This is a genomic window from Niveispirillum sp. FG156 (genome assembly GCF_057809555.1).
In genome coordinates this window covers 1-17,482 of sequence record NZ_JBMDKE010000069.1, presented here as the reverse complement: position 1 = coordinate 17,482, position 17,482 = coordinate 1, and the positions used below count along the sequence as shown (strand labels likewise).

9 protein-coding genes and 1 pseudogene are annotated in these 17,482 nt (G+C 61.5%); 5 read left to right on the top strand and 5 right to left on the bottom strand.

Features of this window, described 5'->3' with window-relative positions; all coding sequences use genetic code 11:
- From ACODSP_RS27385 to ACODSP_RS27365, 5 genes are all read right to left on the bottom strand, one after another.
- Positions 1 to 4,600 (bottom strand): beta strand repeat-containing protein (locus ACODSP_RS27385; RefSeq protein ID WP_488968681.1); only part of this gene is annotated, 4,600 nt, incomplete at its 3' end.
- 66 nt (positions 4,601 to 4,666) lie between these two features.
- On the bottom strand, positions 4,667 to 7,678 hold the full coding sequence (locus ACODSP_RS27380) for a beta strand repeat-containing protein (protein ID WP_488968680.1): 3,012 nt from the start codon (positions 7,676 to 7,678) through the stop codon (positions 4,667 to 4,669).
- Positions 7,679 to 8,010: 332 nt separating this feature from the next.
- Complete coding sequence (locus ACODSP_RS27375; protein WP_488968679.1) at positions 8,011 to 8,784, bottom strand: SDR family oxidoreductase; 774 nt, start codon at positions 8,782 to 8,784, stop codon at positions 8,011 to 8,013.
- The gene (locus tag ACODSP_RS27370; protein ID WP_488968678.1) at positions 8,781 to 10,133 is read right to left on the bottom strand and encodes an FAD-binding protein; all 1,353 of its coding nucleotides are present in this window, start codon (positions 10,131 to 10,133) and stop codon (positions 8,781 to 8,783) included. Before ACODSP_RS27370 ends, ACODSP_RS27375 begins: the two co-directional genes overlap by 4 nt.
- Entirely contained in the window at positions 10,130 to 11,590 is a 1,461-nt protein-coding gene (locus ACODSP_RS27365; protein ID WP_488968677.1) for a UbiA family prenyltransferase, read from the bottom strand. The genes ACODSP_RS27370 and ACODSP_RS27365 overlap by 4 nt, the downstream gene beginning before the upstream one ends.
- A 165-nt stretch (positions 11,591 to 11,755) precedes the next feature.
- Between ACODSP_RS27365 and ACODSP_RS27360 the strand changes: the two are divergent.
- The 5 genes and pseudogenes from ACODSP_RS27360 to ACODSP_RS27340 form a co-directional block, all read left to right on the top strand.
- Positions 11,756 to 11,955, top strand: a pseudogene (locus ACODSP_RS27360) (hypothetical protein); the annotation flags it as partial.
- Positions 11,956 to 12,063: 108 nt separating this feature from the next.
- Entirely contained in the window at positions 12,064 to 12,372 is a 309-nt protein-coding gene (locus tag ACODSP_RS27355; RefSeq protein WP_488968676.1) for a hypothetical protein, read from the top strand.
- Between the two features lie 154 nt (positions 12,373 to 12,526).
- Positions 12,527 to 16,084, top strand: a complete 3,558-nt coding sequence (locus tag ACODSP_RS27350; protein WP_488968675.1) for a response regulator — start codon at positions 12,527 to 12,529, stop codon at positions 16,082 to 16,084.
- Between the two features lie 139 nt (positions 16,085 to 16,223).
- The gene (locus tag ACODSP_RS27345) at positions 16,224 to 17,039 is read left to right on the top strand and encodes an OmpA family protein (RefSeq protein ID WP_488968674.1); all 816 of its coding nucleotides are present in this window, start codon (positions 16,224 to 16,226) and stop codon (positions 17,037 to 17,039) included.
- Positions 17,040 to 17,125: 86 nt separating this feature from the next.
- Positions 17,126 to 17,356: a hypothetical protein gene (locus tag ACODSP_RS27340; RefSeq protein ID WP_488968673.1), complete on the top strand. Its 231-nt coding sequence runs from the start codon at positions 17,126 to 17,128 to the stop codon at positions 17,354 to 17,356.
- Positions 17,357 to 17,482 lie beyond the last annotated feature (126 nt).

Here is a 17,482-nt window from a genome sequence, read left to right as displayed (position 1 = left end):
CGCTCAGGCTGCCCGTATTGTTGATCGCGGAAAGGCTGCCGCCCACATAATTGTTATGGAACGATATCAGAAGGCTGTTTTCCGACGTTGCTGCGTCGGCGATAAGCCCCTGGATATCGTTGAGCCCCGCGATAACGGCGCCGTTGTAGTTGGAGCCCACACCGCCAGTGACAAGAGCTTCACCTTGTCCCGGCAAGTAATTGTCCCCAGCAGACAAATTCGCTAAGATTCCACCACCACTTATGATGGCAGCACCACTGACCCTCAAACTCCTCCCGTTCAGATTCAACTCACCCGCAGTCTGCTCAAAGCCGCCAGTGATACTGACCGTGTTCATAAGGCTCAGCATGGCACCGCTGTTGGTAACAACACCCGATCCGACATTGATCCTGTCACCCAGGGCAAGGCGACCTGAGGCCAGCACGACATTGCTGAGCGTGTTAATGATGGTACCACCAGTCATGGTGCCGAAATCTTGGCCGCCGACGAGGGTCAAATCCCGCGACGAAATATTGACGATATTGCCCTTGAGGGTCCCGGAATTGACAAGAGATCCAAGATTGCCCGTTGCAGCGATATAAACCGCCGTCGCCGCGCTAACATTGCTGGTATTGGCAAGCGAACCCAAGGTACCGCCGATATAATGGTTGCCATAGGTCAGAAGCAGATTGTTGCCGGCCAGCGTGCTGCCGGTGATCAGGCCGCTGAGGCCGGTCACCGTCACCACGCCGCTGACGGCCGAGGCCGACCCTGCCGACACCAGCGTGGTTTCCAGACCCGGTGCATAATTGCCCGTGGCCGACAGGCTGGCGGCGATGGTGCCGCCGGTGATGCTGACGGCCTGGCTGACTGCAAGCTTGCTGCCCGCGTTCAGGATCAGCTGGCCACCGGTCTGGGTATAGTTGCCATCGACATTGACGATGGTGGAGAGGGTGATATTGGCGCCCAGGTTGCTGACCGTCAGGGCGCTGGCCGCGATGCTCTTGGCGACGATATTATCATGCAGCAGCAGATCGCCCGAGGCGAAGACCAGATTGCTGCTGGCACCGAATGTGCCCAGCGTGGTGCCGTTAAAGCCGATCAGCGTGCCGATGGTGCCGCCGCTGCCGCCGATGATGGTATCGATCCGACCACCATTCTTGTTGATGTCGCCTTTGATAATACCGGAGTTGATGATGGTGCCGAAGGTGCCGGCCACGGCATTGCTGCCACCGGACAGGGTGCCGCTGTTATTGATCAGCGTGATGACGCCATTATTCTGAATGGCGTTGCCGGAACCCGAAATGACACCGCTGTTGGTCAGCGTGCCGACGGTGCCGGTATTCAGGATGGCCCAACTGTTATTGGTGATGGTACCGCTGTTCGTCAGTTGGCCGATGCTGCCCTGGTTCCACAGGGCCGTGAAATTATTGTCGGTGATAAGGCCGGAATTCAACAGCGTGCCGATGGTGCCCCGGTTGTTGACACCGAACTGCACACCACCCAGCGTACCGCTGTTGGTCAGCGTGCCGATCTGGCCTGTCGTGGCCACATAAAGGCCCGTGCTGGCGCTGGTGATGGTCGCGCTGTTGTTCAGGGTGGTCAGCGTGCCGCCGACATAATCATTGGTCACGGTCAGCAGCAGCTTGTTGGCGACCGTGCTGGTGCCTTTATACAGGCCCGTGATGTTGTTGATCGACACGGTGGCGCCGGTCAGGTTCAGGCTGGACCCGCTGACCAGCGTATAGGCACCCGCCAGGTAATTGCCCGTGCTGGCAAAGGTGGACAATACCGTGCCGCCGGTGATGCTGGCTGCCCCGCTGACGATCAAGCCGCCCTGCGTCGGATCGACAACCAGGGTGCCGCTGGTCTGCCGGAAGCCGCCGGTAACATTGACAATGCTGTTCATGCGCAGCGATGCGCCGATATTGGACACCGAATGGCCGGTGACATTGATATTGTCGTTCAGCAGCAGGTTGCCGCTGGCAAACACCACATCGGCCGATGTGTTGACGATGCTGCCCTGGTTGGTCACCGTGGTGCCGGTCAGGGTGCCGATGGTGGCGCCCGTGCCGCCGCTGATGGTCAGGTTGCGGGCCGATGAATTCGTGATCTTGCCGGCGATGGTGCCGCTATTGGTCACAGGCCCCAGCGTGGAACTGGACGAAACAAATATGGCGGTGGGACCGCTGATGGTGCCACTATTTTCGATGGCGCCAACAGTACCGTTAGTGATGGAAATGCCGACCTGCGGGCTGGTGATCTGCCCGCTGTTGCTGATGGTGCCCAGGGTGCCCTGGCTGTAAATGCCGCCGGTGGCCCCGTTGATCAGCCCGCTATTGGTGATCCGGCCAAGCGACGAGGCATTCACGTTCAGGCCAATGCCGCTGCTGGAACTGCTGATGATGGTGCCGGTATTGACGATGGCGGCAACGGTACCGGAATTGGCAATACCGCCAGCCGCCCCAGCCCCACCCACCGCCACGATGCGGCCGGAATTGGTGATGGTACCGGCTTGGCCGCCGGAAACGAGGAAGATGCCGCGCGTGTTGCCCGACAGGGTCCCCGTGTTCGTAAGCGTCCCCACAGACCCCGTGGCGGCAATGTAGACAGCAGTCTTGACGCCGCTGATTGTGCCCGCATTGCCAACACTGCTCAGCGTGCCGCCAACATAGTCGTTGCCAACCTGCATAACCAGGTTGTTGCCGACGGTCGTGCCGGAAACGACCAGACCCGTGATGCTGCCGCTGGTGAGGCTGACACCGGTATAGTTGGAGGCGGCCCCGGCCGAAACCAGCGTGCTGCCCGCCGAACCATAGAGATATGTTCCGGTGCTGGACAGGTTGCCGGCCGAAATGATGCCGCCGGTGATGCTGGCCGCACCAGTGATCACTAGGCCGCCGCTGCCGGTCAGGCCCAGCGTGCCGCCGGACTGGATGTAATCGCCCGTGACATTGATGATGCTGGTCAGGGTGACATTGGCACCGATGTTGCTGACCGTATGGCCCGTGGCGACGATGCTGTCATTCAGCAGCAGGTTGCCCGACGCCAGGACGACATTGCCCAGCGTACTGCTGATGGTGCCCTGCCCCGTCGTGCCCGTCAGGGTGCCGACCGTGCCGCCTGTCCCACCGGCGATGGTCAGGTTGTTGGAGGACAGGTTGACGATATTGCCTGACAGCGTGCCGCTGTTCACCAGCCGGCCCAGATTGCCGGTCGCCGCGATATAAAGAGCGGTGGCGGCATTGACACTGCCCGTATGGGTCAGCGTGCCCAGCGTGCCACCAACATAATGGTTGCTCAGCATCAGCAGCAGATTGTTGCCGACGACCGTGTTGCCGACGCTGCCGATACCGGTCAGGGAATTGGCGATGATGCTGACGCCGGTATAGCTGGAGGTCGCCCCTGCCGCCACCAGCGTCGTGCCGCCGTTGCCGACCAGATAATTGCCCGTGGACACCAGACTGGTGGCGATGGTGCCACCGGTGATGCTGGCCCCGCCGCTGACCACGATACCGCTGCCGGACGCAGACAGATCAAGCGTACCGGCACTTTGCGCGTAATTGCCGGTGATGGAGACGATGCTGTTGAAGGTGATGGATGCACCGCTGTTGGTGACCGTCCGCCCGGTGGCGATGATACGGTCATTCAGCAGCAGGTTGCCGGACGCGAAGAACAGGTTGCTCAGCGTGTTGCTGATGGTGCCCATGCCGGACTGGCCGGTCAGGGTGCCGATGGTGCCGGATGCGCCACCGGTGATGGTCAGGTTGGCAGAGCCCTGATTGTCGATCTTGCCTGCGACCAGACCACTATTGTTGAAGCCACCGATGCTGCCGCTGATGTAAAGCGCGGTGCTGGAATTGATGGTGCCGCCATTCTGGTTGACCAGCGTGCCCAGGGTGCCGGTCACGTTCAGGGCGCTGGTGGCATTGCCGATCAAGCCGCTGTTGGTCAGCGCTGCCATCTGACCGCCCACCTGCACGGCGGTCTGTGCCGCCGTGATCGTGCCGCTGTTGGTCAGCGAGGTCAGGGTGCTGCTGCCGTCCAGATAGATGCCCTGCGGACCGCCATTGATGGTACCGCTGTTGGCCAGCACGCCCATGGTGCCATAATTGGCAAAGCCGGCGGAGCCGGAGGTGATGTAGCCGGCATTGGTCAGCGTGCCGAAATAGGTGTCGTTCTGCAGGCCCGCGGCCGTACCGCCCTGGATGGTGCCGCCGATGCTGTTCAGCATGGACAGGATGGTCGACTGGTTGCCGAAGCCCTTGCCGGCCCCGGAGATCAGGCCGCTATTGATCACCGTGGTGATGGTGGAATTGTTGGAGACGCCGGCCCCGCTGGTGTCGTTCGACGTCAGCGTACCGCTGTTGGACAGCGTGCCCAGCGTGCCGGTGGAGGCGACATAGACACCATAGAGCACGTTGGTAAGCGTGGCGGTATTGCCCACCGACGTCTGGCTGTTGCCGACATAGTAATTGCCGACCTGCATCACCAGGTTGGTGCCGCTGGTCGTGCCGGAAACGGCAAGACCGGTGATGCCACCGCTGCTGGTCAGGCTGACGCCGGTATAGTTGGACCCAGCCCCGCCGGATACCAGCGTGCTGCCCGTCGCGCCATACATGTAGGAGGCGGTGGAAGAAAGACCCGCAGCGCCGGCCAGGATGGTGCCGCCGGTGATGCTGGCGGCCTAGCTGACCACCAACTGGCCGCTATTGCCAAGATTCAGACTGCCACCGGTCTGGGTATAGTTGCCATCGACATTGACGATGGTCGAGAGGGTGATATTGGCACCCAGGTTGCTGACCGTCAGGGCGCTGGCAGCGATGCTCTTGGCGACGATATTGTCATGCAGCAACAGGTCGCCTGAGGCGAAGACCAGGTTGCTGCTGGCACCGAATGTGCCCAGCGTGGTGCCGTTAAAGCCGATCAGCGTGCCGACGGTGCCGCCGCTGCCGCCGATAATGGTGTCGATCCGACCACCATTCTTGTTGATGTCGCCTTTGATAATACCGGAGTTGATGATGGTGCCGAAGGTGCCGGCCACGGCATTGCTGCCACCGGACAGGGTGCCGCTGTTATTGATCAGCGTGATGACGCCATTATTCTGAATGGCGTTGCCGGAACCCGAAATGACACCGCTGTTGGTCAGCGTGCCGACGGTGCCGGTATTCAGGATGGCCCAACTGTTATTGGTGATGGTACCGCTGTTCGTCAGTTGGCCGATGCTGCCCTGGTTCCACAGGGCCGTGAAATTATTGTCGGTGATAAGGCCGGAATTCAACAGCGTGCCGATGGTGCCCCGGTTGTTGACACCGAACTGCACGCCCCCCAGCGTACCGCTGTTGGTCAGCGTGCCGATCTGGCCCGTCGTGGCCACATAAAGGCCCGTGCTGGCGCTGGTGATGGTCGCGCTGTTGTTCAGGGTGGTCAGCGTGCCGCCGACATAATCATTGGTCACGTTCAGCAGCAGCTTGTTGCCAACCGTGCTGCTGTTTTTATACAGGCCCGTGATGTTGTTGATCGACACGGTGGCGCCGGTCAGGTTCAGGCTGGACCCGCTGACCAGCGTATAGGCACCCGCCAGGTAATTGCCCGTGCTGGCAAAGGTGGACAATACCGTGCCGCCGGTGATGCTGGCTGCCCCGCTGACGATCAAGCCGCCCTGCGTCGGATCGACAACCAGGGTGCCGCTGGTCTGCCGGAAGCCGCCGGTAACATTGACAATGCTGTTCAGGCGCAGCGATGCGCCGATATTGGACACCGAATGGCCGGTGACATTGATATTGTCGTTCAGCAGCAGGTTACCGCCGGCAAACACAACATTGGCCAATGTGTTGACGATGCTGCCCTGGTTGGTCACCGTGGTGCCGGTCAGGGTGCCGATGGTGGCGCCCGTGCCGCCGCTGATGGTCAGGTCGCGGGCCGATGAATTCAAGATCGTGCCGGCGATGATGCCGCCGTTGGTCACCGGCCCCAGCGTGGAGGTGGACGAGACAAATATGGCGACGGGACCGCTGATGGTGCCACTATTTTCGATGGCACTGACAGTGCCGTTAGTAATGGAAATGCCGACCTGCGGGCTGGTGATCTGCCCGCTGTTGCTGATGGTGCCGATGGTGCCCTGGCTGTAAATGCCCCCGGTGGCCCCGTTGATCAGCCCGCTATTGGTGATCCGGCCAAGCGACGAGGCATTCACGTTCAGGCCAATGCCGCTGCTGGAACTGCTGATGATGGTGCCGGTATTGACGATGGCGGCAACGGTACCGGAATTGGCAATACCGCCAGCCGCCCCAGCCCCACCCACCGCCACGATACGGCCGGAATTGGTGATGGTGCCGGCTTGGCCGCCGGAAACGAGGAAGATGCCGCGCGTGTTGCCCGACAGGGTCCCCGTGTTCGTAAGCGTCCCCACAGACCCCGTGGCGGCAATGTAGATAGCGGTCTTGACGCCGCTGATGGTGCCAGCATTGCCAACACTGGTCAGCGTGCCGCCAACATAGTCGTTGCGAGCGGTGGTGATTATATTATTGCCGCTGACGCTGGTCAGGGCCGACTGACCGGTGACCGTATTGGTGACCAGGCTGAGCCCGGTATAGTCGGACCCTGCACCGGCGGCGATGATGGTGTAATCGCCAGCAATGTAGTTACCCGTCGCGGCAAAGGCGGCCCGGACCGTACCACCGGTCAGGCTGGCGGGCCGGTTGACCACCAGCCGACCGGCGCTTGGGTCGATCTGGATCGTGCCCGCACTCTGCATCAGCGTGCCGGTGATGCTGAGCGCGTTGGTCACGCTCAGCGACGCGCCGGCATTGGTGACGGTGTTGGTGCCGACATTGATAAAGTCGTTCACATAGAGATTACCGGCGCTGAACACCAGACCGGCATTGGCGCTGGTGATCGTGCCGACGCTGCCCAAGGTGCCGGTGAAGGTACCGATGGTGGTGAGGGTGCCGCCGGAAATGGTGGGCGTGATGGTGCCGGTATTCAGCACATTGCCGATGATCTGACCGGAATTGGAAATCGAATTGATGCCACCGACAGCGGTGATGGTCACCGCATGGATCGTACCCTGGATGGTGCCGGTATTGGTGTTGATCAGGGTGCCGATGGTCCCCTGGCTGTAGATGGCGCGGTCGCTATAGATCAGGCCGGAATTGGTAAGGGTACGAAGCTGGGCTTCATTGTCCCATGCGAAGGACGCAGCGGTCAGCGTGCCGGTGTTGGTGAAGGCACCCATGGTGCCCTGGTTGACCAACCGACCGCTGATCAGGCCGCTGTTGGACAAGCTGCCCAGCGAGCCGGTACTCCCATTCCAGAACGCATAGGTATTGGCGCTGATCGTGCCGTTGTTGATGACGGCGGCCACGCTGCCGGCCTGGATGAATACCGCGCGTCCGTTGGCCGCCGTATTGGTGATTTGGCCATTGTTCAGCAGGGTTCCCAACTGCGACCCGACCGTACCCGTGATCGTCACCCCATAGGCGTTGGCGGTGTTGATGGTGCCACTGTTGGTGACGGTAAAGTTGCTGTTGGGATTCAGCGTCCCGCTCCACACCGTGCCGGTGGTGATCGAACTGCTGATGGTGATGTCTGCGGCGTGTGACGGCAGAACGACAATCAGGTGCGCGGCAAGGATGGCCGGCGAGGCACCCGCCATCAGGATCTGGCGGAGTTTCTTCTGGCTGATCGTTCCCTGCACCTGACGCCCCAATCTTTCCCGATGGCGAATTCCGCCCAGTATGGATTGGCAACATACGCTGTTCGTCGCAGATTAGGGTATCGCAAAACGTCAGGTTGAGAATATACGAAATTATCTTACGGGATAACGATAGATATTCACCGGCTGCTGGGTTTAAAATTCCCACGATCATGAAAATACGTTTCTTTGTGATTTATCGCGCACGCGCAGGCAGGCAGCGTCGTAGATTTTTTTATTTCCCTTCAGGCTCCCCGGGGGCGATGATGTTTTTTGCCACGTCAAGGTCAATTACTTTGGTGGCATGAGGGCGGCGCTGATGTTCCGCCGAAATCTCAAATTTTCAGCTTCTTGAACAGAGCTTCCGGGATAAGCCGAATGATCAGCATGATCAGGCGCCACACGGGACGCAGGTAGACCACGTCCAAGCCACGGGTCTGCGCCCGCCAGATCGCCTCCGCCACCTCGGCTGGCTGGGCCGTCAAGGCAGGTGGGAGGGTCAGGCCCTGGGTCATGCGGGTGTCGATGAAACCCGGTTTGATGGTTATGACCCTGACGCCATGACGGCTCAACCGGTTGCGCAGACCGGACAGGAGGGCTGTGAAACCCGCCTTTGCCGATCCGTAAAGATAGTTGGAGGCGCGGCCACGGTCGCCTGCCACCGAACTGATCCCGATCATGCAGCCACTGCCTCTTGCCTGCATGCGATTGGCGATCTCTCCCAACAGGCAGGCGGGACCAAGATAGTTGGTGCGCATGATCAGGTCAGCCTGAACCCATGATTTCTCGGCTTCCGGCTGACGGCCCAGCAAACCAACCACACAGATCACGGTGCCGGGCAAACCGCCAAGAGCATCAAGAAAGGCCCCATGCCCCGCTAAATCCAGAATGTCGAGTTCCACCGGACGGACCGGAACGCCGAAGCGCAGCGTCAGGTCTTGAGTATCCGCACTCAATCGCTCCACCCGCCGTGCCGCCAGGATCAGTGGATGACCCTCCCGGCCATAGACACGGGCCAACGCCCGGCCGACATCCGACAAGGCGCCGATGATCAGGACCGGCTCCCGCGCCGCCATCGGGCCCGTCCGCGCCAACAGTTGATCGGTCATAAGGCGAGCCTTTCGGAAAGCAGCGATCGGTAACGACGGTCGGGATCGGCGGCGCGACATATCTCGGCAAACCGGTTCAGATCAGGATAGGAGGCAGACATCATCTCCGGGCCCATCCGGGCATCCTTGGCCAGGTACAGCCGACCACCGCAACCGGTGACGACAGAATCCATCTTTCGCATCAGGGAAAAGGCCGCTTCGGTCGCCGGGAAATCCACCGCCAAGGTATATCCCGCCATCGGAAATGACAGCAGCCCCCCTTGCCCCGGCGCGCGCCCCGATCCGAACTGCTTCAGCACAGCCAGGAACGATCCGCTGCCGGCAGCCGCGATCAAGTCCAGCAATCGCAAAAGCGCCTCCCGCCCCCCTGCCATCGGCACCACGCACTGGTACTGCACAAATCCGCGCCGACCATATAAACGGTTCCAGTCGCCGATGGCGTCCAACGGATAAAAGAAGTGCTGGTAGTCGATAAGCGCGCTTCCCGGTCGGCCATGGCGGTAATAAAGCGCATTGAAGGCCTGCACCGTGCGTCCATTCAGAACCCAGCCGGGGAAGTCGACGGGTACCCGCAGCCTGGGGGGCTCCGCGATCAGGCGGAGGGCGCGCGTGCCGGTCGGCACCGCAGCCAAGGCCGCATGTTCTCCGCTATACATCAGGGCCCGGCCACGCCCGCCGCCTTTGGCCAGGCAATCGATCCAGGCGACCGAATAGGGGGCCGACCGCGCGGCCTCGAACGCGGCCAGGGTTTCATCAAGGTCACGGCATCGAACCGTCTCCTGCAACATCCAGGGCGTTTCGATCCGGCGCAGGGACAGGGTGACCTTCAGGATGGTGCCGGTCAGACCCATGCCCCCCATGGTGGCGCGGAACAGATCGACATTCTGGGTGCGCGAACAGGTCCGGACCGCACCATCCCCGCACAAAAGCTCGAACTGCCGGACATGCTCCCCAAAACAGCCGTCAACATGGTGGTTCTTGCCATGCACATCAGCGGCCAGCATACCGCCAAGCGTCACAAACCGGGTTCCCGGTGTCACAGGCGGAAACCAGCCGCGAGGAACGAACAGGGCCAACAGGTCGGATAACAGCAGCCCCGCCTCCGCCGTCAGCAGACCATCGGCAGGATCAAAAGCCAGCAAACGGTCAAGCCGCAGGGTGGACAGGGTCGCTGCGGAATTCAGGGAAGCATCACCATATGACCGGCCATTGCCACGCGCGATCAGCGAGGATGTGCTGCGCCCATCATTGACGGCATCGTCACGGGTCCCCGGCCGCAAAAGATGACAAAGCGCAGCCGGCGACCGGCCCCAGCCGGAAAGGCGGACCGGGGGGCCGACCTGGCTCACAGGCTGAACCCGACGATCAGCGCCATGGCCAGTCCACAGGTCAGGCTCTTGCCATCGGTGACCGCAAAGACAACAGGATCTTCGTGCATGTCGCCCCGATGGGTGGTGAGCAACAGATGCCCCACCCAATAGATCATCACCAGGCAAGCAGCCCAAAGGCGTTCAGGATGGGCATAGAGCTTTGAGCCCTCGATGCTGCTGACATAGAGGGCCAGTACCAGGACGCTGACAAATCCGGAACCCGCCGCCATGCTCGCGATAACCCCCAGATCATCCGACCGGTAACCACGGCCGCTGACGCCAACCGAACCGGCCCGCTTAAGCACAGCCAATTCTGTCGCCCGCTTGATCAATGCCAGAAAGAAGAACAAGAACATGGCGAAAGCCGCGAACCAGTGTGACAGCGGAACCGAGGCAGCGACCGACCCCGCGATCATACGGATGCCATACAGGCAGCAAAGCGCCATGACATCCAGCATGGCCAGCCGCTTCAAGACAAAGGAATATGTAAAGGTCAGGGCATAATAACCGACCAGAACCATCAAGAAATCCACCGACACCGCAAAGCCGAGCCCCAACGACAACGACAACAGCAATGGCGCCAGCAATAGCCCATGTGACAGGGGAATGGTGCCCGCCGCGAAGGGACGGAGCCGCTTACTGTTCGAAAGCCGGTCACTGCGCAGGTCCAGCATGTCATTCAGCAGATACACACTGGAAGCGCAGAAAGAAAAGGCGGCGAAGCTCAGCAAAAGAGTCCACAGGGTCGAGGCAGAAAAGAGATGGCCAGCCAACGCCGGCAGGAAAATCAGAATATTCTTGATCCATTGATGGACCCTCGCCGCTCGGACATATGCGGCCAGGGTGTTGGTCCGTTCCGATAGCACGGTATGGCTGGGATAGCGCTGCTCGACGAGGCGCCGAAGCTGCCGGCTGGGGTCCACAACATACACTCGTCGCGCATGGTCCCATACCTGCAAATCATCCACATGGTTGCCGATATAGTCGAAGCCATTGGTTCCGAACTGCTGAACAAGCAGATCAGCCTTGGCCTTGCCGGAGAGATTGACATCCTGGGTGGATGCGAACAGACCATCGAACAGCCCCAGATGGGCTTGAACATCACGCGCGATCCGCTCGTTTGCCGCTGTTGCCAGGAAGACCTTTTCCCCTCGACACCGCGCCTCCCGTATCATTGCCAATACCGCCTGATTATAGGGATAGATAGTTGGATCAGGTAATGCTATATCGGCCAACCATGACTTGAATACAGCCTTTCCCTTGAGAAGGGCACGAACAAAAATAAATAGTCGCAGAGGTGCCTTTCGCAAAATCGTCAGCGCATTCTCAATCAAACTATCTGTTCGTATTAATGTTCCATCAAGATCTACAATTAATGGCAATAAACCTCCTTCAAATTCCCCATCAGCAGCAGAATTAGCAAATAACTTTTTCATTTTATTTACCTTTATTTCCCACTAAATTATACTATAATTTCTTTCCATGATTACCATGCCTGATTTGAAATAAAATCGCACCAGTATTGTTGGAGGCAGAAGGATAGGTCGATGGCCGTGACCAGTCACTTTCGCTGCAGTCGGGGACAAGACCGTGCGCGCGGTGATGGGGCCGCTGTAGAGAATGCCATCACTTCCCCATGGTCCAACGGCCAGACCGAAGGCCAGATAACGAAGCTCAAACTCGTCAAGCGCCAGATGTATAACTCGACCTGCTCCCGGCCCACATCATCGGTGCCGGGTCGAAAGTCACATCACCAAAACTGCGTCAGAGCCGAAAATTGCCCCCCGGGATTTGTGTTTGACGGTCGTGCAGGCAAGGTAGTCCATAGGAGGGGCCCGCGCAGCGCGGCGTGCCCCCCCAGGCTGACGCGGCGTCGCGCGCAGGAGGAACCCTGCGGACCGTAAGCGGTTTGAGCGTAACACGGGTAACGACCGTTGCGCTGATCAGCACAATGATCTCATGCGCTGTCGATGTTCGAATATCTGATGCCGTCGCTGGTGATGCGGGCTCCCGCCGGCAGCCTGCTGGAAAGACCAACGGACTGATCGTCGCGCAGCAGCAGGCCTATGGATGGACGCTGGGCATCCCGTGGAGCGTCTTGGAATCCGCCCAGAACGCCCGAGTTCTGGAATTCACCTATCAATATTCCAATTTCGGGATGCCCGGCCTCGGCTTGAAGCGAGGAATGTATAAAATCTATCACTGCCAGAGGTCGTGATAAAAATAAGAAACCGAGCAAGTTTTCGAAAAATACTCAAATCCGCATCCAACGAGCATTATCCGCCCTTTGGATGACAATGACCAATGGTCGCCGTGATAGATTAATCCTGACGCCGGCAATGGGCTTGCGATTATTTCAAGGCGATCTGGCCATGGCCTCCCCTGATACGCAGCCGTCCGGGATATCCCCGCGCGGGCCGACCGATCATACGCCGATCAATGTCACAGGCTTCTTCCGCGATGCCCCGGTATTCGACCTGCTGGCCGCCACCACTATTCCCGACCTGATCCGTGCGCGGGTGCCGGACAATCATTTGCGCCTGTGGGTGGCTGGATGCGGCACAGGGGAGGAAACCTACTCGCTGGCCATGCTGCTGATGGAACAGATGGCGACGTTGGGCTCAACCTTGAAGGTGCAGATTTTCGCCTCCGACATCGATGCCGATGCCGTGGCGACAGCGCGCGAGGGACTGTATCCGGCCGGCATCGCCGGCGCGGTGTCCCCCCAGCGGCTGGCCCGGTTCTTTACCCTCGAGGATGGCGGATACCGGGTCAGGCCGGAACTGCGGGCGCTGGTGGTGTTCACGGTTCAGAATGTGCTGGCCGACCCGCCATTCTTCCGGCTGGACTTCATCTCCTGCCGCAACCTGCTGAACCGCCTGCTGCCCGAAGCACAGGCCCGTGTGCTGACCCTGTTCCATTTCGCGCTGCGCGACGGGGGGTATCTGCTGCTGGGCGGGGCGGAGATGGTGGCCCCAGTGGGGGCCGAACGGTTCGAGCTGGTGTCGGAGACTGCTCGGCTGTACCGGCATGTCGGCCGCAACCGACCTGCCGATTTCAGCTTCCGACCGAGTGCAGGCGATGGGGTGCGGACTCAACCCGGCCTGTTGCGGCAGGCGACCTTGGCCGATCTCTGCCAACGGCTGGTCACCCGCGACTATGCCCCGGCGGCGGTACTGATCAACCAGCGGCATGACTGCCTCTACTCCCTGGGACCGACCGAGCGCTATCTGCGGGTGCCGCCGGGCCACCCCACCTATGATCTGCTGTCGATGGTGCTGCCGGGCCTGTCGACCAAGCTGCACGCCGCCATCCAGCAGGCCCACCGTGAACAGGCGAAGGTCATCGTCGCCGGCGGCGGATCGGGCGGGGATGGCGACAGGCCTCCCTTCAGTATCGGCGTACAGCCGGTGCGCCATGAGGGCGAGGAGTTGATGCTGGTCTGCTTCATCGACCCGCTTCCCTTTGACCGGCCAGCCGATGCGCCGGGCCAGCGACCGGTGGACAGCGGCATACAGACGCTGGAACGCGAGTTGGACCGGACGCGGGCGGAACTGAAAGCGGCTGTGCACAGCCTGGGAATGGCCGGGGAGGATCACAAGGCCATCACCCGGGAAGCGCTGGTGATCAACGAGGAATACCAGTCGGCCAATAAGGAGCTGCTGACCTCCAAGCGGGAATTGCAGTCGCTGAACGGGGAACTGACGGCGCTGAACAGCCAGTTGCATGAAACGCTGGACCGCCAACGCACCACCTTCAACGATTTGCAGAACGTGCTGTACAGCACGGATGTGGCGACGATCTTTCTGGACCCCGCCCTGGCCATCCGGTTCTTCACCCCGGCGACGCGGTCGCTGTTCAGCATCCTGCCTGGCGATGTCGGGCGGCCGCTGGCCGATCTCGACTCCCTGGCTGCCGACGGCGCCCTGCTGGCCGACGCGCAGACGGTGCTGCGGTCGCGGGTGCCCATGGAACGGGAGATCGAGGCGCGGACGGGGGCCTGGTATCTGCGGCGCGTGCTGCCCTATCGGACCCAGGATGATCAAGTGGAAGGCGTGGTCATCACCTTCGCCGACATCACCGAACGCCGGCATGTCGGCGATGCGCTGGCCGCGGCCAAGCGCGCGGCCGATCTGGCCAACCAGGGCAAGTCGCGCTTCCTGGCGGCGGCCAGCCATGATCTGCGCCAGCCTTTGCAGACGCTGACCCTGCTGCAGGGTGTGCTGTCCAACATGGTGAAGGGGACCCGGGAACGGGAATTGCTGGACCGGTGCGGCGAAACGCTGGGGGCCATGTCCGGCATGCTCAACGCCCTGCTGGACATCAATCAGATCGAGGCCGGCGTCGTCACCACCGACATCACCCGCTTTTCCATTCATGACCTGCTGGCCCGGATGCGCGATGAGTTCAGCTACCACGCCCAGGCGCGCAGCCTGGCCCTGCGCGTGGTGACCAGCAATGCCGTGATTTTCAGCGACCGGCGGCTGCTGGAGCAGATGATCCGCAACCTGCTGTCCAACGCCCTGAAATATACGCGCAAGGGCAAGGTGCTGATCGGGTGCCGTCACAAGGCAGGCGGGATCAGGATCGAAATCTGGGATACCGGCATCGGAATTCCGGAAACCGAGCAGCAGGTGATCTTCGAGGAACACCACCAGATCGCGGAGGTGGGCGCGCAGTCCCGCAACGAGTTGGGCTTGGGCCTGGGCCTGTCGATCGTGCGCCGTCTGGGTAGTCTGCTGGGCCATCCCGTCCGCGTGCGGTCACAGCCCGGGAAGGGATCTGTGTTCACCGTGGATATCCTGCCCCATCCAGGCACCATGGCGCCGCTGCCATTGCCGGCAAAGACCGACACGAACACCGCAAAGATCGTCACCGGCGCCGTCCTGGTGGTGGAGGATGATCCCGAGGTCCGCGATCTGCTGGAGATGCTGCTGCGCGATGCCGGGCACAAGGTGGTGTCGGCGGCCGACGGGCCGTCGGCCCTGCATCTGATGGCGACCGGCACCTTCCGGCCCGACGTGATCCTGGTCGATTTCAATCTGCCCGGCGGCATGAACGGCCTGGACCTGCTGGCCGCCCTGCGCCGAACCCTGCGCCGGCCAGTGCCGGGGCTGCTGCTGACCGCCGACATCACGACCGACACGTTGCGCGCCATCGCCCTGCGCAATGAGGTGCAGTTGCACAAGCCGGTGAACCCGGCCACTCTGCTGCGCGCTATCGGGCGCCTGCTGTCGGCACCGCCGCTGGTCGCCCACATGCCGCCGGATGCTGCCCAGGCCGCCGCAGGCATCGCCACCATCCATGTCATCGATGACGATGCCCTGTTGCGCGACAGCATCCGCCAGGCCCTTGCCGGGGATGGGCGCCGGGTGGTGGATCATGCCAACGCCGAGGAGTTCCTGACCCGGTTCCAGTCCGGCACCGATACGTGCCTGCTGGTCGACGCCTATCTGCCGGGGATGAGTGGCCTGGACCTGCTGCGCCGTTTGCGGCAGTCCGGAGACACCGTGCCGGTGATCATCATCACCGGCAGCAGCGATGTGCCCATGGCGGTGCAGGCCATGCAGGAAGGGGCCGCCGATTTCATTGAGAAGCCGGTCAGCCGCACCGACCTGTTGGCCAGTGTCGACCGGGCGCTGGAGCAGGCCCGCGACGGCGGCAAGTTGCTGGCATGGCGCAAGGATGCTGCCTATCATGTCGCCGGGCTGACGGCGCGGCAGCGGCAGATCATGACCATGGTCCTGGCCGGCCATCCCAGCAAGAATATCGCCGCCGACCTCAACATCAGCCAGCGCACCGTGGAGAATCACCGCGCCGCCATCATGCGCAAGACCGGGGCACGGTCCCTACCGGCCCTGGCCCGCCTGGCCCTGGCGGCGGACTGGAACGGAACCGGGGATGATGAAAATCAACAGCAGGAGAAATGAAACAATCATCAAAATACTGAAAAACTCACCCCCGTGCCGTAAGTATTTTCCGAGGCTTCCGCAAACCCCATCATATTAACTATTATCCATTTGAAAGAATTCGGAGTCCTCTTGAACTTCGAATGCAGGAGTATCCATCATGCTTAAGATCACCATGTTGCGGGCATTGCCGTTCAGCCTGCTGTTGCTCGCCGGATGTGCCGCCACCCCCCATCATGCCACCACCGGCACCGCGCCCGAAAATAATGTGAGCGTGACCTCGCCGGGATATGTCGCGCTGAAGGCGGGCGACTACGGCACCTCCACCCGGTTGCTGGAGGCATCCAACATCAAGTGGCCGAACAGCCCCTATGACGAACTGAACCTCGGTGCCTCCTATCAGGCCCAGGGACGGATGGATCTGGCGGAGCCGTTCCTGCGCCGGGCCATGACCCATGGCCACGGGCTGATGCCGACCGAATCCACCCAGGCCTGGGCCAAAGGCATGACGGTGGAGCAGGCGGCCTGCCAGAACCTCGCCATCGGACTGGCGCCGGCCACCATCGAAGGCACGGCGACGCCATGCCAGACCACGCTGGTCGTGGCGGTGATCGCGGCACCGGGACCGGTGGCAGCCGTCTATCAGCAGACCTCGTACAATACCTATTTCGACTTCGACAAGGCGACGCTGACCATGGATGGCGAGGCCATCCTGCGCGAGGCCGCCAAGGAAATCCGCTCCGATCCGGCCCGGCGCGTCGCCCTGGTCGGCAAAGCGTCCAGCGCCGGCACCGACTATTACAACATGGCCCTGTCGCAGCAGCGTGTGGAGACGGTGCGCAACGCCCTGATTGCTGCCGGAGTGCCATCGTCGCGGATCGACGTGCGGTGGGTCGGGGAGCGCGAATTGCCGGTACCGCAGCGTGACGGCGTGCGCGAACCGCTGAACCGCGTGGTGGAAGGCACGGTCAAGTAACCGACCAACCCGACGATCCATGGCTGTGGCCGGTTGCGATCCTGCGGCCGGCCACAGCCATGCGGCCCAGACAGAAAGCCCCGATCATGCCGATTGAGAACACCGACCTGGAACGACGCGTCCTGGCGCATGAGCGCATTCTCCAGGTGCTAATCGCCCATATGGCGGAAACCGAGCCGAAGTTCCTGGAACGTCTGTGGGAGAAATTCCCCGAAAGCCACGATCTCGGCGCCAATGAACACGACTTCACCGGGACCCACGAATATGCCCGGTTTTTCATCCGCAAGGTGGCGACCATGGGAACGGACAGCATTTGATGCTGCCGCTCCCGTGATCGCGCCGGGGGTCTTGCTTATACCCTTCCCGGTGATCGTAACCGATCACCGGGCCTCAATCGCCGGCGCCCACATCCGTGGGCTTGGCTACGCGCCACGTGGCGCGCG

What these genes read in the sequence shown, in the direction of transcription:
- ACODSP_RS27375 (WP_488968679.1), bottom strand. Translation starts at nt 8,784, where the DNA reads ATGACCGATCAACTGTTGGCGCGGACGGGCCCGATGGCGGCGCGGGAG.
- ACODSP_RS27365 (WP_488968677.1), bottom strand. Translation starts at nt 11,590, where the DNA reads ATGAAAAAGTTATTTGCTAATTCTGCTGCTGATGGGGAATTTGAAGGA.
- ACODSP_RS27350 (WP_488968675.1), top strand. Translation starts at nt 12,527, where the DNA reads ATGGCCTCCCCTGATACGCAGCCGTCCGGGATATCCCCGCGCGGGCCG.
- ACODSP_RS27345 (WP_488968674.1), top strand. Translation starts at nt 16,224, where the DNA reads ATGCTTAAGATCACCATGTTGCGGGCATTGCCGTTCAGCCTGCTGTTG.
- ACODSP_RS27340 (WP_488968673.1), top strand. Translation starts at nt 17,126, where the DNA reads ATGCCGATTGAGAACACCGACCTGGAACGACGCGTCCTGGCGCATGAG.